Annotated in this window: 21 protein-coding genes; 6 read left to right on the forward strand and 15 right to left on the reverse strand. The window is 58.2% G+C overall.

The genetic code is table 11. The features are described from left to right. Positions 1 to 80: 80 nt before the first annotated feature. On the forward strand, positions 81 to 1,181 hold the full coding sequence (locus tag P9292_RS01795; RefSeq protein ID WP_309852163.1) for a CAP domain-containing protein: 1,101 nt from the start codon (positions 81 to 83) through the stop codon (positions 1,179 to 1,181). Between the two features lie 696 nt (positions 1,182 to 1,877). Here P9292_RS01795 and P9292_RS01800 read toward each other — a convergent pair. Genes P9292_RS01800 through P9292_RS01865 form a run of 14 tightly spaced genes read right to left on the reverse strand, consistent with a single transcriptional unit; the run spans position 1,878 to position 16,798 of the window. Next, on the reverse strand, positions 1,878 to 3,188 hold the full coding sequence (locus tag P9292_RS01800) for a hypothetical protein (RefSeq protein ID WP_309852166.1): 1,311 nt from the start codon (positions 3,186 to 3,188) through the stop codon (positions 1,878 to 1,880). Between the two features lie 15 nt (positions 3,189 to 3,203). Continuing rightward, a complete protein-coding gene (locus tag P9292_RS01805) occupies positions 3,204 to 3,836 on the reverse strand; it encodes a hypothetical protein (protein WP_309957853.1) in 633 nt (210 codons plus the stop codon). Positions 3,837 to 3,846: 10 nt separating this feature from the next. Next, positions 3,847 to 4,965, reverse strand: a complete 1,119-nt coding sequence (locus tag P9292_RS01810) for a type II secretion system protein (RefSeq protein ID WP_309852172.1) — start codon at positions 4,963 to 4,965, stop codon at positions 3,847 to 3,849. 12 nt (positions 4,966 to 4,977) lie between these two features. Beyond that, positions 4,978 to 7,338 carry an ATPase, T2SS/T4P/T4SS family gene (locus P9292_RS01815; RefSeq protein ID WP_309852175.1) on the reverse strand — a complete coding sequence of 787 codons (2,361 nt, stop codon included), beginning with the start codon at positions 7,336 to 7,338 and terminating at the stop codon, positions 4,978 to 4,980. A gap of 3 nt (positions 7,339 to 7,341) precedes the next feature. Continuing rightward, a complete protein-coding gene (locus tag P9292_RS01820; protein WP_309852178.1) occupies positions 7,342 to 7,953 on the reverse strand; it encodes a hypothetical protein in 612 nt (203 codons plus the stop codon). Continuing rightward, complete coding sequence (locus P9292_RS01825; protein ID WP_309852180.1) at positions 7,940 to 9,220, reverse strand: hypothetical protein; 1,281 nt, start codon at positions 9,218 to 9,220, stop codon at positions 7,940 to 7,942. The genes P9292_RS01820 and P9292_RS01825 overlap by 14 nt, the downstream gene beginning before the upstream one ends. A 19-nt stretch (positions 9,221 to 9,239) precedes the next feature. Beyond that, positions 9,240 to 10,865 carry a type II secretory pathway protein gene (locus P9292_RS01830; protein ID WP_309852183.1) on the reverse strand — a complete coding sequence of 542 codons (1,626 nt, stop codon included), beginning with the start codon at positions 10,863 to 10,865 and terminating at the stop codon, positions 9,240 to 9,242. 5 nt (positions 10,866 to 10,870) lie between these two features. Continuing rightward, positions 10,871 to 11,491 (reverse strand): toxin co-regulated pilus biosynthesis Q family protein, encoded by a 621-nt coding sequence (locus tag P9292_RS01835; protein WP_309852186.1) that lies wholly within the window; start codon positions 11,489 to 11,491, stop codon positions 10,871 to 10,873. Positions 11,492 to 11,496: 5 nt separating this feature from the next. Beyond that, entirely contained in the window at positions 11,497 to 11,919 is a 423-nt protein-coding gene (locus P9292_RS01840) for a lytic transglycosylase domain-containing protein (protein ID WP_309852188.1), read from the reverse strand. Next, positions 11,916 to 13,175: a hypothetical protein gene (locus P9292_RS01845; protein ID WP_309852191.1), complete on the reverse strand. Its 1,260-nt coding sequence runs from the start codon at positions 13,173 to 13,175 to the stop codon at positions 11,916 to 11,918. Before P9292_RS01845 ends, P9292_RS01840 begins: the two co-directional genes overlap by 4 nt. Beyond that, the gene (locus tag P9292_RS01850; RefSeq protein ID WP_309852193.1) at positions 13,172 to 13,972 is read right to left on the reverse strand and encodes a transglycosylase SLT domain-containing protein; all 801 of its coding nucleotides are present in this window, start codon (positions 13,970 to 13,972) and stop codon (positions 13,172 to 13,174) included. The genes P9292_RS01845 and P9292_RS01850 overlap by 4 nt, the downstream gene beginning before the upstream one ends. After that, complete coding sequence (locus P9292_RS01855; RefSeq protein WP_309852196.1) at positions 13,965 to 15,215, reverse strand: TrbI/VirB10 family protein; 1,251 nt, start codon at positions 15,213 to 15,215, stop codon at positions 13,965 to 13,967. Before P9292_RS01855 ends, P9292_RS01850 begins: the two co-directional genes overlap by 8 nt. Positions 15,216 to 15,217: 2 nt before the next feature. Continuing rightward, positions 15,218 to 16,090 carry a TrbG/VirB9 family P-type conjugative transfer protein gene (locus P9292_RS01860; protein WP_309852198.1) on the reverse strand — a complete coding sequence of 291 codons (873 nt, stop codon included), beginning with the start codon at positions 16,088 to 16,090 and terminating at the stop codon, positions 15,218 to 15,220. A 3-nt stretch (positions 16,091 to 16,093) separates the two neighbouring features. Further along, positions 16,094 to 16,798, reverse strand: coding sequence for a type IV secretion system protein (locus P9292_RS01865; protein ID WP_309852201.1), 705 nt, complete (start codon positions 16,796 to 16,798; stop codon positions 16,094 to 16,096). Between the two features lie 483 nt (positions 16,799 to 17,281). Between P9292_RS01865 and P9292_RS01870 the strand changes: the two genes are divergently transcribed. Beyond that, complete coding sequence (locus tag P9292_RS01870) at positions 17,282 to 18,139, forward strand: hypothetical protein (protein WP_309852204.1); 858 nt, start codon at positions 17,282 to 17,284, stop codon at positions 18,137 to 18,139. Between the two features lie 258 nt (positions 18,140 to 18,397). Here the strand turns inward: P9292_RS01870 and P9292_RS01875 are convergent, their stop codons facing one another. Beyond that, positions 18,398 to 18,646: a hypothetical protein gene (locus P9292_RS01875; protein ID WP_309852208.1), complete on the reverse strand. Its 249-nt coding sequence runs from the start codon at positions 18,644 to 18,646 to the stop codon at positions 18,398 to 18,400. A gap of 66 nt (positions 18,647 to 18,712) precedes the next feature. On the opposite strand from P9292_RS01875, the gene P9292_RS01880 reads away from it, so the two are divergent. The 4 genes from P9292_RS01880 (at position 18,713) to P9292_RS01895 (ending at position 24,028) form a co-directional block, all read left to right on the forward strand. Next, positions 18,713 to 19,159: a hypothetical protein gene (locus P9292_RS01880; RefSeq protein ID WP_309852211.1), complete on the forward strand. Its 447-nt coding sequence runs from the start codon at positions 18,713 to 18,715 to the stop codon at positions 19,157 to 19,159. Between the two features lie 1,257 nt (positions 19,160 to 20,416). Beyond that, positions 20,417 to 21,613 carry an AAA family ATPase gene (locus P9292_RS01885; RefSeq protein WP_309852214.1) on the forward strand — a complete coding sequence of 399 codons (1,197 nt, stop codon included), beginning with the start codon at positions 20,417 to 20,419 and terminating at the stop codon, positions 21,611 to 21,613. Between the two features lie 2 nt (positions 21,614 to 21,615). After that, entirely contained in the window at positions 21,616 to 22,596 is a 981-nt protein-coding gene (locus tag P9292_RS01890; RefSeq protein WP_309852253.1) for a ParB/RepB/Spo0J family partition protein, read from the forward strand. A 247-nt stretch (positions 22,597 to 22,843) separates the two neighbouring features. Further along, a complete protein-coding gene (locus P9292_RS01895) occupies positions 22,844 to 24,028 on the forward strand; it encodes a Replication protein O (protein ID WP_309852216.1) in 1,185 nt (394 codons plus the stop codon). Positions 24,029 to 24,087: the final 59 nt, after the last annotated feature.

Genomic DNA, 24,087 nt, shown 5'->3' on the forward strand with positions numbered 1-24,087 from the left:
CTTGACTTCGAATATCGCTCGATAAGATGAAACTAAGCAGATCGCGGGGCGACTGCAACAACTAGACGAGAAACAAACAAATGACGATGAAGAGCAACTTGAAACTTTCGATGACAGCGATCGCTGCATCGCTTTTGGTCGCTGCATGCGGCGGTGGCGGCGGCGGTAGCAATAGCGCTGCGTCGCCTGCAGCTGGAGCAAGCTCGCCGACTGCAAGTCAGCCGACGTCCGGCGTTGCTCCTCGCACGTCTGTGGCAACGCCTACCTACGCTGCCGATTCATTTCAGCTCGCTGCGTTTAACCAAATCAACGCATATCGCAATGCGATGGGGGTTGGAATGCTGAGCCAGGACCAGGCGTTGGACACGTCGGCGCAGGCTCAGGCCCTCTATTTGTTCAGCAACCTCAGCACTGGGGTTATTACCTCACTTTCGCACGATGAACTTTCCAGCAATGCAAATTATTATGCCGACACGCCACTGGCGCGCGCGCGTAAGGCCGGAGCCCCCTCGACCGAATACATCAGCGAAAATCTAGCATCGGGCACCGGATCATCAAATTCATTAGCAGCAGCAGACTGCATTGGACAGGCGTTAGCCTCGGTTTATCATCTAGTCTCTCTGACATATACTCAAGAGACGATTGGGCTCGGCTATAACGCAGGAACAAGCGCGTACCAGAACTATGTATGTAGCAGTGACTTTGGAACGTCGAGCGGCGTGCCCGCTTATCCGGGGCCAAATACTTACACCTCGATCGGTGGTCAGCAGATCGCTACAACGGCGATTGTTCACTCGCCGTACTCGAACGAAGCCGGTGTTGCTTTGGCTATGCGTTCCGAGGCACCGAATCCAGCGCCTGATCTGCCCTCTCCTGGCCGACCAGTCCTTATCCGCGTGAATGCCGTAGAAGGGGTCGACACTCTGACGGTTAGTCAGCTTACCTTGGCAGATGCATCGGGGACAACGGTGTCCGCTCGTATCTTAGTACCGTCTGCCGCAGTCGCAGGATCCGCGTCGATCGCGACAGCTGACGTGAACAATGGTTTGCCGAGTGGTACAGCTGTGTTGCTTCCCCTCGGGCCCTTAAAGGCCAGCACTGGTTATACGGTTACATTCAAAGGCGCACGCAACGGAGTCGCGATTTCCGCATCTTGGTCATTCACAACAGCAGCAAGCTAATTAGCTCTTTTTGCTGAGCGACGCACAAACGCCCCGACGCAACTCATCGGGGCGTTTGCGTATTTGTCGCCAGATGAAATTATGAGCCCCCACCGCAACCTTGGCATGAATCTTCGTTTCGAAAGATTGCGTGGGGACCAGCACCGCCTAACGGCGCCCAGTCGCCAGTAGCATCCATGGTGGCACAATACACCTCATAACTATTGCTTTGAGTAAAACCATCGGCTTTCGTCCACGTAGGTCCGGTCGATGTGTCGTAATAGCGTTGAGTGTACGTTCCGCTGGAACTGCTCCGTTGGAACGTTCGTGTTAATGGACCTAAAGTAACTTGGTACTGTGCAGCGTAGGCTGCGCAGTTTGCCAACGCCTGCCGAGTTGGGTCTTGCTGCGTAGGCGGTTGTGGGGGAGTTGGAGGAGCCGGCGGCGTCGGCGGAGCGTTGCATGCATAGAACCACGAATTCCCGTTCCATGCCGGCCCAGACGCGAATCCATAAGCACAACTTGGCTGTGGAGTTACACATTGATAGCGCACGCCGATTTTCTGCCAAGAATAGCCGGGGTCACATCCTGGTGCTCGTGGCACGCCGAGAGGGATTTGGACCCATTGCGCCGTCGCCACGTGCGGTATCGCCAACGTTGCGCTCATTATTGAGACAAGCAAAAGCGCCAGTCCCGTCGTTCTCTTTATTTTCATCATTATTGATTGCTGTAATTGCAGCCCACGTCCACCTGCGCCTGAAGGCCGAGTTGATCGGCGACCAGCGTGTTCGCTCCATCGGCAAGAACGTCGTAGATTTGCAAGACCCACTGACTTCCGTTCCAGCCCATCCCGAAGCGCGCGCCAGCGATCGGTGGATTGTGATTCGAGTAATCGGTGGTGACGCTTTGGGGGATGATCCGGTACCAGGCACTTCCGCCTGCACCGCACGCCGGCGGATTGATGCCCCAACCGTTGTAGTACCCTGTGTATTGAGCATCGGCAGACTGATTACTCACTAAAGAGCTAACACCGACCCAGTTGCCCCACTTATTACAGACGTACATGAGGTTGTTGCGGATCGTGACGCCGTTCCAGCCACAGTTGGCCGCACCAGCGTTTATGTTCGCGACGTTTGCGGTCGCTGTATTTACTGTCAAAGCGTTGCCGTTCAACGTGCCGCTCGAATTGACGTCTCCGACATTGATCGGCGCCGATCCCGTTCCTTGGTAGTTCTGGACATAAAGCGCGCCCTTGGTACGGACGGCGGCGTTCACGCTGTCGCCGTAGTACATCGCTCCATTGTCGATTTGCACGCTATTGCCCGCCTGCAGCTTCAAGACTTTGCCTCCGCCGAGTGTCACATTGCCGACGTTTTGCATGTCCTGATTGTTGGCGTTCATCGTGCCGGTCAATGGCAGCGCGCCATCTCGGCGGTAGTATGACGAATTACCATCCGAACCAAAGCCATTAATGGCAAGAACCATCCCGGCGCGGTTGCCTGCCGGGTTCGGCAAGGTCCATTGGCCTTGGTTGCCGGTAATCGTGCCTGGCGCCCGATTCGTCGAGTAGCCGAACTGTGAGCCGCCAGCGGCCGTGATAATGCCCGCACCTGCTATGTCGGGCGTACCGCTCTTCATGAGCGGCGTGCTCGGATAGATCTGCGTGGCGATGTGACAGTTTCCTGCTGCTGTGGAGCAGCTAGCTGGCACGACCGACATCGCTATCTGATACGTACCGCCCCAAAATGACGAGCTCTTGAACGAAACTTTGTTATTTGCTTGCACGCTCAACTGCGCAAGCGTCGGAGCCGCGATCGACGTCGATGTGCTCTGTGAGAAGCTGGCCGGAATCAGCGTCGCAAAATTGTTCGTGATGTAGCTGCCCAACGCCGAATTGATCGACGCAATGTTCTGCCCTTCGATCTGCAGCATGTTTTGGCGTTTGGCAGCGATGTCTTCCTTGATCCCTTGTACCGTCAGCAACGCAGCGCCGACCAGGACGATCAACATCTCAAGAATGCTTCCCATGTCGGCGGTCCGCGATCAGGTACGAGTGGTCCACAGTCCCATTGACGCCATCGAGCCGTTGGAGGCACAGGCCGTCGCGACCGTTTGCGGATTGAAGGTGACGGTCGGCGAGAAAATCGTCGTGCCGTTCACGGTCACTTGCGTGTACACCGTGATCAGCGCGGCAGCACTTAACGAACACACGGTCGAGGTGACTGGATAGGTCAGCACCAACGAGTCGTTCGAGGTCACGAGCGTGTTCACCGCTGCCGTGACGGTGCCGTTGAACATACCCTTCACCGCAGACTTGTCCGAAGCGACCCGCGAACCCGCCGAATCAAACGCATGATTCTGCGCGAGGACACTGAGCGTCTCGGACGAAAAATCTGCATCGTTCTGTGTCGCGTTCAAGACGCCGGTATGGAACATCTGCGCTTCGCTCTTGAACTGCGACGAGCGAATGAGATCGAGCACGTATTTGCCGCCGGCGTAGACAGCAAGCGCCAGCAACGCGGCGCCTGCCATCACCGCGCCCGCTTCGATCATCGAGAGCTCGCCCGATTGCCTTGTCGCCCGCGCGTGCTTGAGCATACGGGCACGACGCGCTTTCGCTTCATCGGCGTGGGTGGCTTGTTTATTTTCGATGCTCTGTTTGTTTTCGTTGGTCATTTGATGATCCTTAGTAGCTGGAGACTGCGGAATTACTGGAGGTGAGATTGACGGCCCCGGTGACCACATAGGATCCGATGCCAAGCGTCAGGAAAAGCGCGGCCGCAAAGCCAAGCAGAATGTAGTGAGTCAGTCTTGCATTGCGCTTGACCGCTTCAACGACGCGATCCAGTGACTCGCGCCCGAGACTTTTGATTGCTGCCTCAAACTGGTCGCGGCCTGCAGCGTCCGTAACCGTGTCGACGATCGTGATCGAGAAGATGCCGGTGTCGAGCGCGCGCATGGGGTCATCAGCACGCGCGGTCAGGCGTCGGTTCATGGTCGACAGGTGCCAACGCAACCACGGATCAGCCGTCTTCATCAACCGCTCGAGCGACGCGCGCAGCGTAAGATTGGAATCGAACAAGCCAGCCAACGAGACGATCAGCAAAGCAGCGCGAAGATCCCGCCGATTACGCCACAGGAGGGGCATGCGATCAAAGCGATCGCGAAGCGGTCCAGCCCATCGTTTCAGGCTTGCAAAATACGCAAGCACAAGGCCGATCAGAACCGTTAGCGTGAGCCACCAGTACTCGAAGCAGAAGGTGTCGACGTGATAGAGCAACTGCCCGAAATCGGGCCATTGCTCCAGCGGCCGCACATCGAGCACTTGCGGGAAAATCACTCCGCCGAAAAGCATGCAGAATGCGTACATATAGACCAGCAGCAATGCCGGATAGGCCATCTGCACCGACGTCGTCGCCGACAAGACGCGCTTGGCCTTGGCCGCCATTTCCGCGAGCTCGAAGCCGCGCACCACGGCGTCCTCGCGCGAAGACTCGTCCGCGATATCGAGCAACGCGTATTCATCGCCCGGAATAAATGGCTTGATTGCGATCGCGAAGCTTTCACCCCGCTGCATCGTCTCACGGATACGCGCGAAGACCTGCCATTCGACGCGGCCACGGCTGCGACCGCGCTTTTCGTAGGTCTCGAGCCGGTCGAACAGCGTCTCGGTATTGCGCAACCCCTTGGCTGCGATATCCAGACGCGTCTCCCGATAGAAGTCCTCGCGGACCTTCTGAAATCGAACGCGCGCAATCGCGAGCTGCTGCCGGACCGGCAGCGTTTTGACGAAGCTGTTGAACATGGGCGACCCGAGTTAGACCATTAAGCCATCGACGCCGGGCATCACGCGGTATTGCGCGAACGACTGCATCGAGCGATTGATGAATTGTGGGTCAATCAAACCGCGCGAAGCCTTGAAAAGAGCATGTTCATAGAGCGTCTTTCCGGTCATGTCGGCGTTATCGAACCCTGTACGACGTTCGCCCCGCCATACTTGGCGCGCGCCTGCCCAGTCTCGCTTGGCCACGCGCTCAAGAAACTCAGGTGTCGGACGATAAAGTTCGGCCGCAAGCGAGGGACGTTTCGTGCCGCCAGCGACTTTGCCGAGGCGCGTAAAGAGCCCTTTCAGACGGCAGTGCTCACAACCGTCGTAGTTGCGGCATGCCATGCTCGACGTGTCCAGGCCAAACTTCGAGCGCAGAATTTCGAGGTCGGCTTTCGGCATCACATCTTCAGCCGGCAGCTTGCAGTGCTCGCAGAGCGTGGGGATCAGCTTCTGATTGCCCACCGCATTGATGAAGCCTTCTGACGCAAGCTCGTCGATCGGCAGTTGCAGGCGACCGCCCGCCATCCGCATCACCGCCGCAATGATGTCCCCCGCGTGCAAAGAGAAGCGCACCGGGTGACCGGTCAACGCAAGTTCGGCGACGAGGCCCATCACGACGCGGTCACGAACTTCGCCGATGGTCAGATCGTCGGGATCCTGCCGCATGAGCGTTCGGATGACCTCGGCATACTTGCGGTTGGCTTCGTCGTCAGTCTCATCCGGACGACGGATGATCGAATAGTCCGACAGCCACGGCATCGGATACTCGGACGGCTCATTCACCGCAAACTGCTTCTTCAACTCGCGATCCGGCAACATGTAGGATAGCGCGCGCAGCGTCGTGGTCTTGCCCGAACCCGTTTCGCCGGTCAGTGCCGTGATGCCACCGCTCACATAGTTCAGCGTGTCGATCAAGTCGAGCTGGCTCTTTTCCAGCCCCATATCCTTGGGCAGCAGGACGTTGTAGTTCTTGAAGTTGCCGTCGAGCAAACGCAGTGTGACATCGTACCCGCCAACGAGCGGCGATGATTGCCAACGTAGATTGACCGTATCCGTCTTGACGACAAGCGGAATCATCGCGGACTGGGGCGCACTGGGCTGAAAGCTGTTGCCCGAGTTCGTATTGCGCTGGACGAGATCACTGTATGCGGCGAACAAGGCACGACGCACGATGCCCTTGGGCATGCGACTGAACGTGTACATGTCGCCGTTCACCCGGAAGCGCACCTCGACCTCGTTGTGAAATTCGCGCGGCTCAAAGTGAATGTCGCTGGCACCGAAGGAATGAGCCGCTTCGACGATGTCACGGAAATTGCCGATCGCGCGGCTAGCCTCACGGACTACCGAGTTGGCCGACGATGCGGACTTGCCTGCATAAATCGCCGCGATCACCGCCTCGGTTGCGATCATCTCCTCGCGCACGAGAATGTCGTTCGCGCCGAGATCCTTAATGAACGTGGCGTACTGCGCTTTTTCTGCGAAGCGCGAGCTTGCAACCGTAACTGCGACGCCTGGCTGCAATTCCACGGCGACAAATTGCTTGCGTGCGCTGGCTGGAATGCGCAATGCAGCATCGTCGTCAGCCACAGTCAGGATGCGCTTGAATTCGGGTAGAGACTCAACTGATACCAGTTCGGGACGTCCCGGCATCGGGGCGTTCAATGCATCCTCGTCATCGGTCACGTCGTCTTCAGGAATGGCGATTCGCCCAGTGCGCTGCTGAGGCGTCACTACCTCGGGCGGCTGTGACTCTGTGCGATCAGCGGACTGCTGGAAAAGGTCAGACTCCTCTTCGGTCGGCGTCTCTGGCTTGGGTGAGGCCGCCGCTTCGTCAATGACCGGCGTCGATCTGCTCACTCCGCGACTTTCGATAGCCGCCATGCCGGCCGTCATGCTAGCGAAGCTCGGACGAGCGAATGTCGGCGGCACGAAGGGACGATATGCAGGTTCACTATTTAGCTCGTCCGTCGCCAATCCCGCCAGTCCATGTTCCGCATCTCCGACTACGGTGCGATAATGAGCTTGGGCGCCTGTCATTGGCTCAATGATCGAGTTGGCCACACCATCATTTTCGACCTCAGTGCTCTCGACGTCCTCGATGTCGCCGCCGGACAACGCGCGCCCAAGAAACGAAACCTGAGGATTGGTCGCGCGGGGTGCAGCGATATCGTCTCGCGCTTCCTTTCGATCATCAGATTCGGTCTGTGCGCGACGGCGAGCGGAGCGCTTCAACTCGGGCTCCGCGCCGGCGCTCGGTTCAACGAAGCTCGAGCGCGGAGTCCGGAAACGTTTCAGAAATCCACCGCGCGCTTCTGGGATGTTCTGCTCTTCTTGTCCAAAAAGACCCATGATTTATTTCGCGAAAGGAACGAAGGACGGAGCGGCCGACGCAAGGCCACCGGGAGGAAGGGGGGAGCCAAGATCGGTGATTGCTCGAACCGACGGGCTATCAGCAAGTGCCACCGGCGTATCAACCGGCGCCGAGATGTTTTCAGTCCATTTGCGCTTGCCGTCGGCGAGGCTCACTTCAAAGCCGTTCACCGACGCAACGGTCCAACCGTTGAGCAGCCGGGAACCCTGACGCGCGGTATAGGTTGTGCCCTGATAGTCGTACAACACGTATGCGCCCGACATATCGGAATAGGCTCCAACGAAGGAGACCGGGATCACGCGTTTGGGCGCGAGTGCGGGCTTGTGTTCAACCTTCACCGGCACCGGTGCCGGCACCGTCACCGGGGCTTGTGCGGCCGCACCGAGGGGGGAGCCTAAGCCCACGCCACCGGATCCTGCCCCGTCGGTCTTGCGCATTGAATCTACAAGCTTCTGGCGCGCGAGCTTGTCGATATCGTCAAGCGAGAGGTGGCTTTCCTGCGCCTGGGACAGGCCGGTGACAAGAACCAACGCGCCGAAGCACACCGCTCGGCGCGGCCAGCTCGTTGTGGTCAGCCGCTTAGTTGAGAACATAATATTTACCCTTCGCAGTGAAATGCACCCCGGTGCCGTCTTCCTTCAACTCCACGTCGAGGGTATCCAGCGCCATGTTGTCGGGCAGGCGCGCGAGCAGCGCGCTCTGCCACTTGTATCCATCGATTTGCCACGTGCCCCGCTGCACGAGCGGACCTTGCACCTCGCCCGCCATCGGCTGTCGGGGGATCAGCCGCTCGGCAGGCTTGATATCCACGACATACCCATGACTGTCGAGCGTGTCCGGCTTGGTCGAAAGCTTTTGCGGATCGGTTTGCAGCGCTTTGATAAGCGCTTGCTGGTTTGGCCATGTCTTCTGCTGAGCAAGCGCCACGCGCTCAGCTACAGTGACTTCCGGACCGCGCGTGGTGAGGTGCCACCCATCGGGATTGAAGACGATCGGACGCAGCGTTTCGGGCGCGCGTGTATCAAATTCCTTGAACGTCCCGCCCTGACGCTTGTATGTCACGACGCAGGGTCCGGCGATCGAACAGGAAGCCTTCTCGAACTGCCAACCGGCTACATTGCTTTCCTGTGTGCCGAAACTCGCGAGCAGTCGCGGAGCGAGCATGTTGGCCAGCGGCGCGGGAGCGCCAAGCGTGCGCATCACTGCCGCTTGGTATTCCTGCATAAATGTCGGCGGGGGTGCCGGCGGTGGTGGCGGCGGATTCAGAACGTCGATCAGTTGCTTGCCGCCAAAGAACACGGCTGCCAGAATCACCAGCAACGGAACGGCAGTAGGGATGGCGACCGGGACCTTCTTAATCAGTCCGACCTTGCGTGCGACTAGCAATTCACGAAGCTCGAAACTCTCGTCGAGCGCGTGCAGCAGCGCGCCGTGGCCCAGCGTCGCGAGCGTGAGGCCCGCCTTGGCGCATTGGTCCTCGATCTCTTCGCGCCGGTCAGCAAGCGCATTGAGCGCCACTTCCTCGTCGACCGAAACCGCGCCGCGCAGAACGAGTACAAGATGCACGCGTTCGTCATTCTGAATCAACACCAGCACTGCCGGCCGGCGACGCACTCGATCGAGCGTGGCGATGCGTGCGGCGGCGGAGTAGAGCTTCCCACCCTTGCGCTGGGAGGCGTCGAGTTCGCAAAAGCCCGCGATGGTCTCGTCTTTGGCCTTGATCTCGGTGTAGTGCGTGGCGCCTAGGTCTTGAGCATAACGCCGACGTTCAGCGCTTGCGCCTTTGGCAGAGTAAGCGCGCCACTCGAGCCCAAACACGAGCTTGGCGCCCTTCTCTCCCGGTATCGATTCGAAGTGCATGGATGTGCTTACCTCGCGCTCAGATCGACGGGACGACGGTCGCCGTCAGCATGATCACCTGGAATGTGCGTCCCTTGTTCCATGCGCCCGAGAGGCCGCCGATGCCGTTGTTGCTGGTGCCGTCGTAGTGATTGGTCAGCGCCCCATAGAGCACGACGGTCTGGCCATCGGACAGCGCAATCGTCTGGTCATCCTTGCTGCCGAGAATGTCGGGCAACTGAATCTGCTGCAGCGTGTCGCCGGATCCCGTACTGATGGTCGTGAACGGACCGTTGAGCTTCGAGCTGTCGCTCCAGTATGAAAGAATGATCTGATTGTGGTCGTTGACCGACGGCAGAATATTGACGAAGTCACCAACCGTCACGGAGCCCGGTTGCAGGCCGGGGACGCCCGATGTGCCACCCGTCAGCGAGCCGACACTCGGCGAAGTGGAAGCAAGATAACCCTTCGTTTCGAAGGATCCGATCGACACGGGCAAACCGTTCAACGTCAGCTTCGTTTGAGTGTTGTCCTGCACCGTCTTGCCGAAACTGTTCAGGCCGCTGATGATGGCGTTGGTGCCTTCGAGCGGCGAGCCAGGCTTGAGCACCGAAAGGCCAACCGTGCCGCCGGCGGCCGTCGCGAGCGACGTGGGCGACGCAAAGGCGACCGCATACCGCTTCAGGCCGTCCGAGATCCGATTGAAGACGAAGTCCGCCGACACGCCGGCCTGCGTGCCATTGCTCATATCGACCTGAAGCGTGCGCACCCGCAGCGCGACCTGGCGCGTAGAGATCGCGTTCTCGCGCGCGAGCAACGCCCCCATCCGATCGACTGCTTCCTTCGTGTCCCGCACCATAACCAGGCGGCTTTGCGGGTTCACGACGACTTCGCCGAGCGGCGATTTCAACTTTTCCAGTTCCGACTGGATGATAGCAATCTGATCGAACGTGCCGTCGCGACCCGACGACGTGATCGACGAGAACGAGCCGGTGTTACCGGATGTGCCGCCCATCGTGCCACCCGACGACTGATTGCCGGTTGAAGTATCTGTCCCCTTCGACAAGGTCGACTTTATCGACACCTTGCCCGGGATAGCAGCGATCGTGAACGTCTTGGTGACGAAGCGGCTGATCGAGATGGTTGTGCCGTCGAAGGTCCAGTCGAGTCCGAGGTTCTCTGTCACGCCCCGCAGATACTCGCCCACCTTGCAACTGCACGGCTGCGCGTAGACTGGCTCGACATTGGTTTTCGCCAGCGCCGCCGACTGCATGGGCACCGACACCCCACCTCCGTTGGTCTTCGGAATCAGCGCGTCGCGCGGAATGAAAACATCTGGGCTCAGATGCACCGGATAGCCAGTTGCGCTCGACACCAACGTCGCGATTTTCGACACCGGCAGATTGCCCGGAAACGTCACGCTCTTCTCGCGGAAGATTGCGGGAAGCGTCGCTTCGTACGCGACGGGCACAAGACGGTCCCCGAGAAAGGCGGTCGGCACATCTTCAACGAGGGCCATCGACTCGGGCACATTCGCCATCGCGCGACTGGCGTCGGCGTTCGCCGCATCATAAGCATGATTGACGTCGAATTGCGATACCGCGCAGCCCGTCAGCGATACGGCCACGAGCATGGCGACAGCAGATTTAATTTTTATGAGGCGCATGACGATTACTCTTGGCAGTTAGCTGCGCGTGCGACGACGCGGATGACGTTGTTGGTGTGCTTGCACACGCGCGTGGGCGTGCGCATGTGATTGGTCGCCTGCATCACTTGCGTGAGCACCGACTTAAAGTCGCCAGAAAACGTCGCGTTGAATTCGAGCGGCAAGTCGTCGTCGATCTTCCATGCGAGCTGCCAGCCTTGCTGTTGCAGCCAGCGATCGAGCGCATTGCGCAGATTGATGTCCTGCGGCGTGATCGTGAACGAGAGAATGCCGCCCGGCGCACTGGAAGTGGCAGCTCCCGGCACAACAACCGGTGCAACATCGAGGGAGGCGAGCGGCTTCGCGGCCGGTGCACCGGTCAGCGCAACTGGCGCAGCCGGACCGGGCAGCGCTTTCGGCACGGCCGCAGGGGTAGCCGTCGGCGCAGCCAACGCTATCTGCGTCGGCGCGGCATGTGCGCCGGGGGCTGCAAGCATCTGCCAGCCGTCGCCGGGCGGCGGGGCAAGACGGGACTGGTCCGGGTCCGCCGAAGCAAGGCCGGAAACCGTCGTAAGAGCTAGACACGCAAACAAGTGAGCCACCACGCGCGCGGTGCGATGCGTTTGAAGAGAGAAAATAGGCGTCATGTTGGTCAGTTCGCGCGCTGCAGGCGACGGTAAATGTTGTTGGCGTAAATGAGTTGCTTGTTCGAGGACACCGCGTTGTACGCGCCGACTGCTTTCCAAGTCGGACCGAACTGCTTTACGTTCGATGCAAGAATCCACGTTCCCACGTACGCGTTCACACACGCGTTGAACAAGTGCTGTCGTGTGATGCCGTAGCGAGCCAGCTTTGGCAACCACGACGAGTTGATCTGCATAAGCCCTATGTCCTCGCTACCGTCTGTATTTCTGCTGGTCACGTAAGGGCGCATCCCCGACTCTTGTTGCGCGATTGCTCGTACGACCTGAACGCTCACGCGGTGGTAGCTCGCCGCATCGTCAAGACAGTCGGCATGCGCATGCGTTGAGATGGCCGCACAGAGAAACGTGAGGAGGTGAAGCAGTCGGCTCATGATGCGGGCCGATCAAAGAATCGGACATCGTGCTTGCGCAATACGTTGACGACATTGCCGTCGGCATTAACGATGAACTGGTCGGCCGTGCCGATGAATTTGAAATATCGCCCCTTCTGCTCGCCGGAGCCCATGTGGCCGACATCAGCCACTGTCACCTTGCCCACCGTGTCGGCAAACTTGAAGAATGTCGAGCCATCCTGATCAAACACACTTTGCAGGGCTGCCTTGTTCCCGGCATCGAACTCATAGACGATCCCAGCAACACGCGCGACCTCGACACTGTCGGCGCCGCTCGAAATCGTGAACCGCTCTGCGCGATTGAACGTCACCACGTTGGTCGCGTCATCCCACTTCGGACGCAGCGATTTACCCTCCTGTCCGGTGACCTTCAATTCAGCAGCAGGTTTGGCCGAGAATTTGATCTGGATATGGGTATCGTCACCGTCGCGGATCGCCATCGCTCCGAATTTCGCTGCGAGGACGGAACCCGCTGCGGCCGGCGTGTCCGCGTTAGCTTTCTTCGCAATTTCTGCGATAGGATCACCGCTTGGCGAATCCGCCGGTGCGGCGACTGGATTTGCGGCAGCCTGAGCAACCGGCGCAACATAGTTCACAGCCACCGACTGGGGAGCCGAGCGGCGAAGCGTCACATGATGCGCGTTGAAGTCTACGTCCGCGTATAGATCGGATGCCGCAACAAGGCGATCAAGCGACTGCATCCAGTTCTCGCCATCGCGCGTGCCGAAGCTCGTCGCAGTCGTCAGATCGATGTCTTTCTGTGCTGATCCGGTCCAACCTTGCGGCACCATTGCCTTCACAAGCTGCGCCAGCGGCAAGGTAGCGTTCAGCGGGCGCGTGCTTTCTAGACTGCTGCGCGGTCCGATGAGCGCGAGACGACCGGAGAAACCAGTGAATCCTGAAGGTGTGTCACTGCGCGCTTTCTCGCCGATGAAGCGATTGGCTTTCTTCCAATAAGCCGTAGCGCTCGATCCGCCCGCTGAATAATGAATGACCTCGGGAGTGCCTGGCACGACAACGTACGGCCCTTGGCTATGTCCCCCGTCAACGTGAAGCGACTGACCAGCTCGGGGCTGGAAATAGGTGTCGCTGCCATCGTTGAAGACCAGTGCCGGCCGTTCGAGCACATTTCCGGCTATCTCGTAGTCGAAGTCGAGCGGATCCGTTCCAGCAGCTACCGCATTGATCGTGACTGCCGCAAGCGCGAGAGTAAGAAGGGAGAGCGTGTGCTTCATAGACCGCGTTCGATTTGAGAGAGGTGCTTAACGAACCGCGCGAGGTATTCGCGGCCAGGTGCGGGATTGGCGCTGTGGTAGTACGCGACAGCCTTCACGGCGGAATGCGTGAGGCGGTAGTTCTCATTGAGAATGTCTTCGGCCACGCGGATATTCGTTGCCGGTGCGAGCGCATCCCAGGCGCTTGCGAAACGCTTGCCATGGAAGCCCCAGTTCACTTGCATGAGACCAACATCGAAGTCCGATCGGCCGTTACTGATTAGATATCGCACCGCGCGATACGCGTCCTCGCGAGAGCGAAAAAAGAACCCGCGGCCCGCGACGTTCAAAGTCCATGGCCATGCCCGCCCGTTGTAAGCAGACTCGTTGAGCGCGATGCCGGCGAGGATCTTCGGATCTACAGATGTATGCATCGCGTCGAATGGCGCTTGCGCCGAGGCACATGCCCAGCCACCACGGCGCTCAGTGATGCTCGCCTGTGCGTCATCGGTTAGCGTTGCAGGTCGCAGCCAGCCAGCCTTGACGAATAGATTTTCGAGGCTGACCGGCGATCCGTCGATGCTGATCGCAACCCCGCCTGTCGTGGTTTCAACCGTTTGTCCCTTAAATCGGTTAGCCCACGCAAGGAACGGCTGAAGGCCGCACGCGTATACCGGCTCGCCCGGCAGCTCGACGATCGCCCGCTTCGAGCCGTTGTCAACCACGATGCGCGTGGGGCTGATGATCGAATCGATGGTCGCTGCCTGTGCGCCGAAAGCCATAGCAGACAGGAACGCAGTCACGAGAGCCTTACTCATGGTAAGGCTCCATCACGATGTCTTGCGTGACCTGCACTAGGAACTTCTGGCCCGGCTCGACCGTGATCGTGGGCGGAATGTTCTGGTTGCGTTGGAGCACGGTCTGTGCGGTCGCAGCAGCCACCTGCCCTGCCGTGCTTCCGTATGTCGTTACCCCATTCGGGCTTGCGGTGGTCGCAGTTTGTGCGCCGTTGTCAAAAGTTTTGAGCAAGATTGCCGTGATAAATCCGGCGCCAAAAATCTTGATGAAGTGATTGTTGACGTCGCCTGAGAAGCCCGCGTAGCCATTCTGATCAGCGCCCTGCATACCGTTAAGCGGAACGCTCTTGCCGTTGGGCAAACGCAGGCTGGTCGATGCGACAAGCAGTCGTTCTTGACCGACCTTGACATCTGCGCTGTACATCCCGTTGATGAAAGCGCCTTTCGGGATCATCAGGCAATCGCCGCGCAAGCTGTCATAGACATCCTCGTCAACCATCAGCGACACGCGGCCTGGCTTGTCGGAGTTCAGCCCTTCCACAGTTTTCACGTGGATCACGTGCGGAGGCGTGAGCGTGCATCCCATCGACTGCCCGTTGAAAGTCGTGCGTTCGATGCCGCCCTGCGAGGCCGCATCCTTAAGAAAAGCACGGTCACGGTCCTCAGGCGCCTGTCCTTGCTTGGCAAGAGCAAGCGCCATCGCGTCAGGGACGCCAGCGTTAGCAGCGCTGCGCGCGGCGCGAACATCATCCAACGAAGGGACGCCGGCAGGAAGAACGTTCGTCGACTGATTTGCTGCGCGCGACGCTCCCGACCGCCTGAAAATCGACGACGTATAGATGGCGTCCTGCGCGGCTTGGCGAGAGAGCTCCCGAGTATCGCCGCCGCCGGTTTTGACCTCGTCCTGAAAGTCGGCACCGGTTAGCACCGGTTTGACAGCAGGCTTCGGCGCGGCCGCCTCTGCCGCCGCACGTGCAGCCGCCTCCGACGCTGCCGCATCGCGCTGCAGACGGATCAATTGGTCGATGTCATTGTTGTTCGTCGCAGCGGGCGCTTCCGTACTCGACTTCAATGCGCTCGCCTTCTTGATGCGCGCGTCCTCATCTGCCTTGTTAGTCGCCTGCAGCTCGTAATAGAAACCGAGTCCGCCAATGACAACAGCGGCGAGGATGCCGATGCTCATAATCGCGTTGCGTGGCGTCTTGCCCTTCACAAGCGCTTCCTGCTCAGCGCTTGCAGTGGCGGAATCAGATTTCTTCGCCACGATCAGAACACTCCGAACACGCGACGACGGCCGCGCGTCACGGTGACCTCGTCCTTGCCCGAGCGAAGCACAATCTCATCGGCAAGACGTTGAAGCACGAGGAAGTCGCCGCGGCGGATGAAGTTCGCGACAACGCGATCGCCATGATCGAGAATGAATGGCACCGGCCACTCCTGCGCTTTTGCAGGCATGCGCATCCACACAGCGTGACCATCATCGAAAACGGTTTCGGGCGTGAATTCTGCGCGGCCGTCGACGCTGTAGTCCCAGTTCAGTTTGTCGGGCGCAACGCTGATGCTGCCGGAGTCGGCACCGCTGCGACCGCCCCCAGCAGTCGCATCGTCGCGCACGCTAACGCGGGCCATCGGCGCGTGCGGGTATTGGAAACGCACGGTTTGATAGAACATGCCGCCTGCTGGCGATGCGATAAGCGTGAAGTCGTATTCGCGAAGGTTCGTCGTCAGATGCAGCGTGTTGACGAGATCAGCCTTGTGCGGTTTGATGAAAACATGGTTCATCTTGTCGTCGTCGATTTCCCATTGCACGCTATCGCCCATGGCAGGATCCGCGATCAGCTTCTCGCCCTTCTCCAGTTCGATCGTCGTGAGCTTCAGCGGGGCGGTCAGAACCCGATAGATCTGGTCGCGGCTATACGGAAAGACGCCGATCCGCGCGTCGCCCGGCATCGTCAAAGGATCCGCCCCGCCATTGAATGGGTTGATCGGGCTCATCGGGTCGCCGGCGACCACCGCCGCATTGAAACCCGAGTCAATTGCGGGTTTCTTCGCCTGGGCGGGTTCAGCAACCAACGCCGCGCACGCAGCAAGAATGCACATGCCGATGACCGGCCGTTTGATGAAAATGGTTGCGGTCATTGCTTATGCGGTCCGCTCGAGGCGGAAGAACGGAATGAAGATACCGAAGGGGTTTGTGGTAAGCGCCTGCTCTGCCGTTGGCGCAGCAATCTGATAGCGCAGCGTCAGGGCATAAGATTTCACGTCGGGCTTGCCGGTCGTGCCCGCTTGCGAAGTCGTCGTCGTAAATTCCACGAGGACGGTCGAGTCTTCCAACAGCGCGATGTTGCGCACATCCACTTCGCGGATCAGTTTTGGGTTCGCCGTGATCGCTTGAAAGGGAGCGTCGCTCTTTAGCCAATCGCGAAATTGACCGCTCGCCGCTCCGATCATTTGCCCTTTTACGGAATTGATGTTGGCGGTCATGCGCGAAGTTTCGAGGCGATCCGACAGCACCGGCTCGATCGTGAACCACCGAACCGCCATGTCTCTTACCGTGGCCCGTACGGCTTGCGAGTCAGGCTTATAGGCGACCAGTTCGGTGACGATGGGATGACCACCAGTGTCGGCTGAGACGCCAACCACACGCGTGACCGACGGCGGAGGTTGGCGCGTCCAGACCGCTCCGGCCGCCACGATCGCCAATCCGAAGGAAATCAGCATCCAGCGGTTAGCTTCGAGCTTTAGCTTCGTGCTCGTCTCGAAAATCACCCTGCTTGGATCTTCATCGGCGTATGAGCCGGGGGCCGTAGACAGCGCGGCCCGACGCTTATTCTTGAAAAGACGCATGGCAACCCTTTGGAATGGTCACCATTGAAACAGCGTGCGCGTGCTTTTCTCAGCGGAAAGACGATGAGTTTTGTGCGTCTTTGTACAGTTGCCCTTTCCGATTTATTTGCGCACTTCGTCACTAGACCTAGGAATTATCCTGATAACTCCTCACACGAAGAAACAGGCACATTTTCATGCCTCTTTCCGACGCTTAGCTCCTAAGACCTGTAGTACACGTAGCTCAATTAGCGAGCACACTGCTTCAGTGTGACAAACACGGCATTTGTGCTGTTTTGTCACATCAAGCGTCCAACGGCTTTTCTTTTTTGTAAACATAAACTTAAACTGGTTGAAGCTTAGGCGTAGAAGTTATCATGATAATTTCTAGCCAAGAAAAGCGATAAAAAAATAACCTGAATCTCTGCACTGCTCTCCTCCCTGCAAGAACAAACTCGCACCGTAGCCAGTGTCATACGCCGGTCGCTCGGAGCACTTATACCGATGAATCAAAAGTTATCTGCCAAACCGCTCGCACAGAACCCACTTGCGCTCGCTGCCGTTTATAGGAACGGGCTTGGGAAAACGTGGAATAATCAGACCGAGGCCGCCGTTGCACTGGCACGAATCAGCGTAACTCGTACGCACATCAACCGGGCGGCTCGGGTCGCTGCAATGCCCGCAGCTGTCCTATCGCTTTTCACGACGGTCAGAATGCTCGACCATACGGCCCGAGAATTGATACGTCTTGAGCGCAAGGTCGGTCGGGACGAGATGGCACAACGCGCTAGTCAGATTAGTGCGGTAGGTCGTTCATGGCGCGAAATCATCGCGATGCTCGGGGGCGAAGCGCTGACGCCGTCATCAAAGATACGTTTTCCCAGTAAGGCACCGCTGGAACGGGCGTCGCTATATGCACAAGGCTTAGCAACCAATTTGTGGTCAACGGTCGTAGAGGCCGCCAACATTACGGGCTGGGAGCGTGCAAAACTTGCAAAAGCGATTGCCATTTCAGAGTTACCGTCGGTTGTTCTCGGTTTGTTCGAGGGGAAGTACCTTTCGCTGGAGATTGGTGAAACGCTAATATCGATCAAGCGCGCGATCGGGACAGAGAAGATGGTTCAAAACGCAAGGGTGCTCCAAGACAATCCGAAGCGCCGGTCCATGGACGAGCTGATCAATGCGTTGGCCGGGGCGAAAACTTACTCAGACATGACGATGAAAATGCGTGGAACACCAACGAGGTTGACGTTCGAGATAACGTTCAACGTCGAAGATGCAGACCAACTGATAGTCGACGCGGAAATCGTGAAGGGTATGGTGCGTTCGATACTTATGAATTCTCCTCGCAGGAAGCTATGAGCGAGATGCCGGCTGGACATACACCACGCGCATTGTTGCGGATTTCAACGTCTTCTTTCGTGGTCGCGGCGCGAGGCTGATGAGGATCGCGCAACTGTGCCAGTTCGGCGCCGACTCAAAGCCGTTCATATAAGTCCTGGTCATCGGTTTAGGCAAACGCAATGACCTGATCGATGCTCATGCTCTCATAGCAGAACCCCTCCGTTAGCTTGGCCGAAACGTCGGCGACTTTCCGGCGTACATTTCGCAGCGACGGGTTCAGGCGTGGCAAGGCAACTTGCTCAATGGCGCTGTCGCCGCCGAAAGTGCTTTCGAGCCCGTGGGCAATGTTGCTGCATCGTCAAGCTCAACCATATCGTTCTGAACGTCGATGGCGTTGTTGCGATCATCCATTTTCAAGCTCGCAGAGAATGTCAGCGACCAAATTTCGCAGCGAGGGCCCGCGTTGGTCGTTAGCTGGTTACAAACAAGGTTGACGAGGAACCGAAGGGATTCGGCGGGATGCATGATCGCCCTCCCCTCCTCGGTTCAGTTCATGGGACTAAAACCGTAGTAGAGCGGCATGACGAAAGATTGCTCGTCGCATTCGCGGACATAGCCGTCGCCGAGCGTTACGAAGGCTCGGACTGCAGGCTCCTCACAGGTCGCTTGGAGGCGGCCGCTTTGCTTGGCGAGCGCTTGATGAATCATGGTCTGCACGGTGGTCGCGGTGTGCGATACCTATTCCGCGAGTTGGAGTCGAGAAACTTCACCCGAGCGAGATTGATCGATCGTCGGCTTGATCACACCGTTTCCGACGAAGAGGGTTTCGTATCGTCGATAGACGCGGTCGATAGCGAATTGCACCGCTGCGTCGCTGTGCTCGCGAACGGTAAAGACGTGGTCTACCCCAAAGCAGCCCTCGTTAGCGTCCAGCCGCTGATCACCTGCTGCCTTATCATCATTCGGACCGTCGAATACATCCGCGTTACTCTGCTAGTAATCGCTTCCACTGGCGCCGCGTTCGGACCGTCGGTCTGACTCACAAGAAAGGTTGCGTTGCCGCTCTGGACCTGACGCGCACATAGAACTCCACAGCCTGAAAGGACTCGGCCAACGACTGGCGAATCAGCTTGGCAGTTTCGGCACAAGAAAAGTATCTTGCTGCCATGATTCGGCATCCTTATTGTGCAATCGAAAATTAAAGCAGTGTCACAGTCACCGGTGGGGAATGAGACATGGGTCAGCGGATTTCATAGGGGCCCGCAGCGGAAATACGGCTGCAGTGAGGACGCATATAGAGCTGTGACCTATCCTGTTTAGTCGGACCGTATCAAAACTTGTGCAAACGGGAGGCGCTCATATAGTTCGGGAGGAACGCCCGAATCGTTGGTGGGGTTGCTTGTGCGGGTGGTCGTTGCGCTCATGACTACCTTGTTTGTCTGTCGTTCAGTTTCAACTGCTCTTCGGAGCCGCCTCGGCGCATGGTTTGCACGGCCGGCTTCGGTGCAAGGGCGCGCCCGGAGGCCGCAGCGAAGCGCAGCCGCAGGCGAGCATCGAACGGGTGAGGACGCGGCGAAGCGGACTCTTGTGCCGAATCCGGTTCGTGCTATGCGTCGAATGAGAGGCGGCTTTGAATGGCAGATGAAACGCGCTTTGAACGGCAGACAAAGGATGGAGCGCGGCGACGTGTTTCCCGCACAAGCAATCCCACGGCGCAGGCACCGCCAGGTGCGTGTGCCCTATCGGCGCGGAGCGCCGCTGATCAGGGTTTCACGGCGTCGAAAGGCGACCGTCTTACAAAGCAAGTTTTGCGAAACCCACGTTGTTCGGCACTCTAAGGCTGCATGCTCTTCGACTTGCCGCCTCGGCACGAAGAGCCGCGACACACCTTGGACGATGATGCAGGTTCGAAACGAAGAAGTTTGCGAAGGCTGGGTAGATGTCTTTCCCACTATTGTTGGTGCGACGTGCCCACCCGAAACACTTTCCTACACCCCAGTTCCGAACACAACAAACATAGTTAGGTTTGAGCCCCTGAACCCTTTCAAAGTCAGGCTGCCTCGCAGCCCGACGATCAGCCACGTTGTGTGTTTCACGTGTAACCACGTTTCACACTTAATGTCGTTTCGCGGTAAACGCGTCTGATCGCCGAGACTGCTAGCACTGAGTCTTCTGCGAAGTTGAAAGTTAAACTTGCGTTTACTACACCATCCGTCTAAAGTCCCACTTGATTCTATCGGTTGGGTGAAAAGTTGGCTTGGCGATAGAATAATCTGAACCGATCGAAAATGGACTATGGACTTAGATCTCGCCAACCCTGGTAAGACAACACCTGAAGATCTTATCAAGCTCGCTGGGCTTTCCGACTTCATGTTGCAGAAGATTCGGGATGAGCTGCTGGAGCCTTTTCCGAGAAAGGTGCCTCCAATGATCAGTTCAGCGCGAGTGCAGGAAATGTGCGGGATCGATGTCCAGCGGATGGCCTATATGCTCAAAAAGGGCGAGCTGCCGCAAGGCAAGCAAGCTCGCCGGGGGTCTCCGCGGCAGTTTACAGTTGAAGAGGCTGTTCAATGGGTACGTGCTGAACTCGCCCCGACTCCCCGGTCAGGCCCCGGAAAAATCATCGCGGTCGCGAACTTCAAAGGTGGCGTCACTAAAACGACGATGTCGACAGTTCTCGCTCAGGGACTAGCGATGCGTCGTGGACGGCGTGTCTGCCACATAGATCTAGACCCGCAGGGCAGCGCTACCACGCTGTATGGGATCAATCCGCATGCGGAGGTCGACGCCTCACAGACCATCATGCCTTTGATCGAGGCCTACTTGCGAGGTGATGAGTTCGACATGCGGACGTTGCCGCAAGAGACCTACTGGCCAAACTTGGATCTCATTCCGTCGTCGACCGAGCTTTTCAATGCTGAGTTCATGCTGCCTGCCCGCGCATCAGCCGGTGCCCGCGGTGAACGATTCGAAAATGTTCTCCATGCTGGAATCGAAGCTCTAAGGGAAAAATACGACTACATCATCCTGGATACGGCACCGACGCTGAGCTATTTGACAATCAATGCGATTTTCGCGGCCGACGGGGTGATTGTGCCCGTGGTTCCCGACGTTTTATCGTTCGCTTCGATGGTTCAGTTTTGGCACCTGTTCTCGGATTTGGTAACCGGCATGGCAGCGCGCGGAGAACAGTCGCGCAAAGAGTTCGACTTTCTCGACATCCTTATTACACGGATGACGCCAAAGCCCGCAGCCAAGGCAGTTCAGTCGTGGATTAGCCAACTGTACGGCAACCGGGTCATCCCAGTTGAAATTCCAGAAACTGACGTAGCGCGCAACACCAATATGCGCTTTGCAACGGTGTACGACATCTCAACGTATGAAGGGGGAGCTGAGACTCTCCGTCGGATTCGAATGCCCTGCGACCAGTTTGTCGATCGCGTCGATGATCGTGTTTCGGGTCTTTGGCAGAAGGGAGGTAGCGCATCGTGAGCATGAAAAATTTCGCTTCAAAGGCGGCGAACATACGCCTTACAGATGAAGAGGCGGACAGAGCACAGAATCGCGCTGCAACGACGCCCCGCACTGCGCCCGGTCAGCTGATGCACCTTCAAGCAAAGTCAGAGCAGCAGCAGGATGAGATTGATCGGCTTCGGAAAGAACTGCAAGAAGCAAAGCAGATGGGCGGCACCGTTGATGTCCCTCTTTCAGAGTTGCATGAAGTCCCCGGCCGTCGCAGATATATGGCACCGGAGAAATATGCTGAGCTTCGCGACAATCTCCGCCATAACAAGCTGATTCATCCGGTGGTTGTGCTGCCGCGCGCGGAAGGTGGTTTCGAAATTATTTCCGGACATCATCGAAGCGATGCTTATCGGGAATTGGGCCGCGAAACAATTCGCTGCGTGCTGGGCGAGGCAACGGCTGAGGAAGCTGACGAAGGAGCCTTCTTCGCGAACTTGATGCAGTCGGACCTAACTGACTACGAGAAATATATTGGTCTGAAGCGATTTCAGGCTGAGCATCCAGAGATGAATAGGGCGACCGTTGCCGAGCGTGTAGGTATCAGTCCGTCGCACATAAGCGCATTGCTGTCTTTCGACCGTCTTCCGCCTGAAGTTCGGACAATTCTGGAGGCGAACATTGCACTTCTTGGGGCAAATGCCGCAGCCGAGTTCGCGGTGCTGGTCGAAGCGGGCAAGAGGGATCGGGTATTAGAGGCTGTCCAACGTCTTGCCGACCGGAGGCTCGATCAGTCGCAGGCAGTGAAATTTGCTCGATCGTCCGATGCCTCGAAGAAAGCCACCCCAGCCGCATCAAGCTTCAAGATTCGCTCTGGGAAGACAACCTGGTGCGATGTCCGAAGTGCGAAGAACGTGATGCGAATCGAGTTTCAATCTGAGGAGATCGCAGATTCGGTACGTGATGCTATTCGAAAGCACCTAGAGCAACTCGCGCAGACTCAAAAACCATAAGTCGTTGATTAACAATAACTTCGTACTACGCAGGCGTCTACCGGAACCGAAATGACGAAAAACTAGCTTAAGAAAGACAAAGGCCCGCAGCTGGAAACTGAGGGCCTTTGCGATTGCGGGCTTGGCTGGAAACCTTGCCGCGCGACTCCCCAGCTGGAAACTGGAAAGGGACTGCAGACACCCGGAGTGTAGCGCAACAAGGTCGACAGTCAAGCGAATTCAATCCATTTTCAATGGATCGCTAGACATGTCTATCGCGCAACGCTTCGTTGCCGGCGAGGGTGAAGCACACCCCGAAGATTCGGCCGCCCTCAGCGCCTTTCGCTGCGACTCGACCAACCTCCCGTGGGTCATTTTCCGCGCAGCGTTTCGGGCCGCGCACATCGAACAAATCCCTCCCCGGGCTCGTGCCGTCTTGTCCGCCCTCGCGCGGACGGTTGACGCCGCTAAGCCATTCGCTGCTATCTTCGCTCGTCGTGACCTGCTGACCGGCCGTGCGCTGCAATCGATGCGCACGTTCTATCGGAGCCTCGACGATCTCGAAGTCGCGGGGCTGATCGAGCGTCGCCCCCAAAGCCGCTACGTCGAAGCGGGCCTGTTTGGTCGCGCCTATCTTCACCTTACCGAACACGCGGCTGCCCTTCTCGGACTGGTTGACGCCTCCCGCACGCGCGAAAGCAAGGCGTCGCAAGCGCCCTCCTCGTCAACCGCTGCTCCCTCGCAAAGCTCATTTCCCGCACCGTCTGCCACCTTGGCAGACGGTGGAATATATAAGGATCTAAGCCCTTCTGTTTTTCAAAAAAGACAACCGGGCCAACTGCCGTCGGACCTTCTGCGCCTTCGCACCCTGGGATTTTTTGATTTTTTGATTTTCAAACTGATGCGCGAAGCGCGGGATCAGGGCAAGCGACTTTCCGATGTGGTGGAAGCCACTTGGGAACATCTAAAGCTCGCCAAGGCACCGATCAGCTACCTCCGCACCCTGCTCCGCACGCCGGTCGATTTCACCCGTCTCCTGCGCCGGCGGAACGCCGAGGGCGACACCAAGCAGGCGCGCGCTCAGCAATGCGCCGAGGGCCAGGCCATCGCCCGTCAGCACGCGGGCCGCACGTTCACCGATGCAGACAATGAACGTCAGTTCGTCGTAGGTGCCGGGGGCGATTCGCTGACCATCTTCAGCCTCACCGAGCGTGTCGGACGGCAGGCTGCTGGCTGGATGCAGTCGTTCGCCGCGGCGCTTAAGTCCGGAAAACTCCGCCCCGCCACCGCCCTTGACCTTGAACGTTTTGCCCACGCGCAGCAGCAAGCACTCGGTAACGCACAGCCCTCGGCCGGCCCGTTGAGCATGGTCAAGTCGCCCGTCACCGGCGCCGTGCGAGATCACATCGCCGGACTGCGCCAGCTGCTCAAACTGCGGAGTGCAGGAGCATGAAGCGAAGAGCGGCGCTAGCAAGCAACCGGGCAAGACGTCGCGTGTGCTGCATCCAAGGC

This window comes from Caballeronia sp. LZ001 (assembly GCF_031450875.1).
GTDB lineage: Bacteria > Pseudomonadota > Gammaproteobacteria > Burkholderiales > Burkholderiaceae > Caballeronia.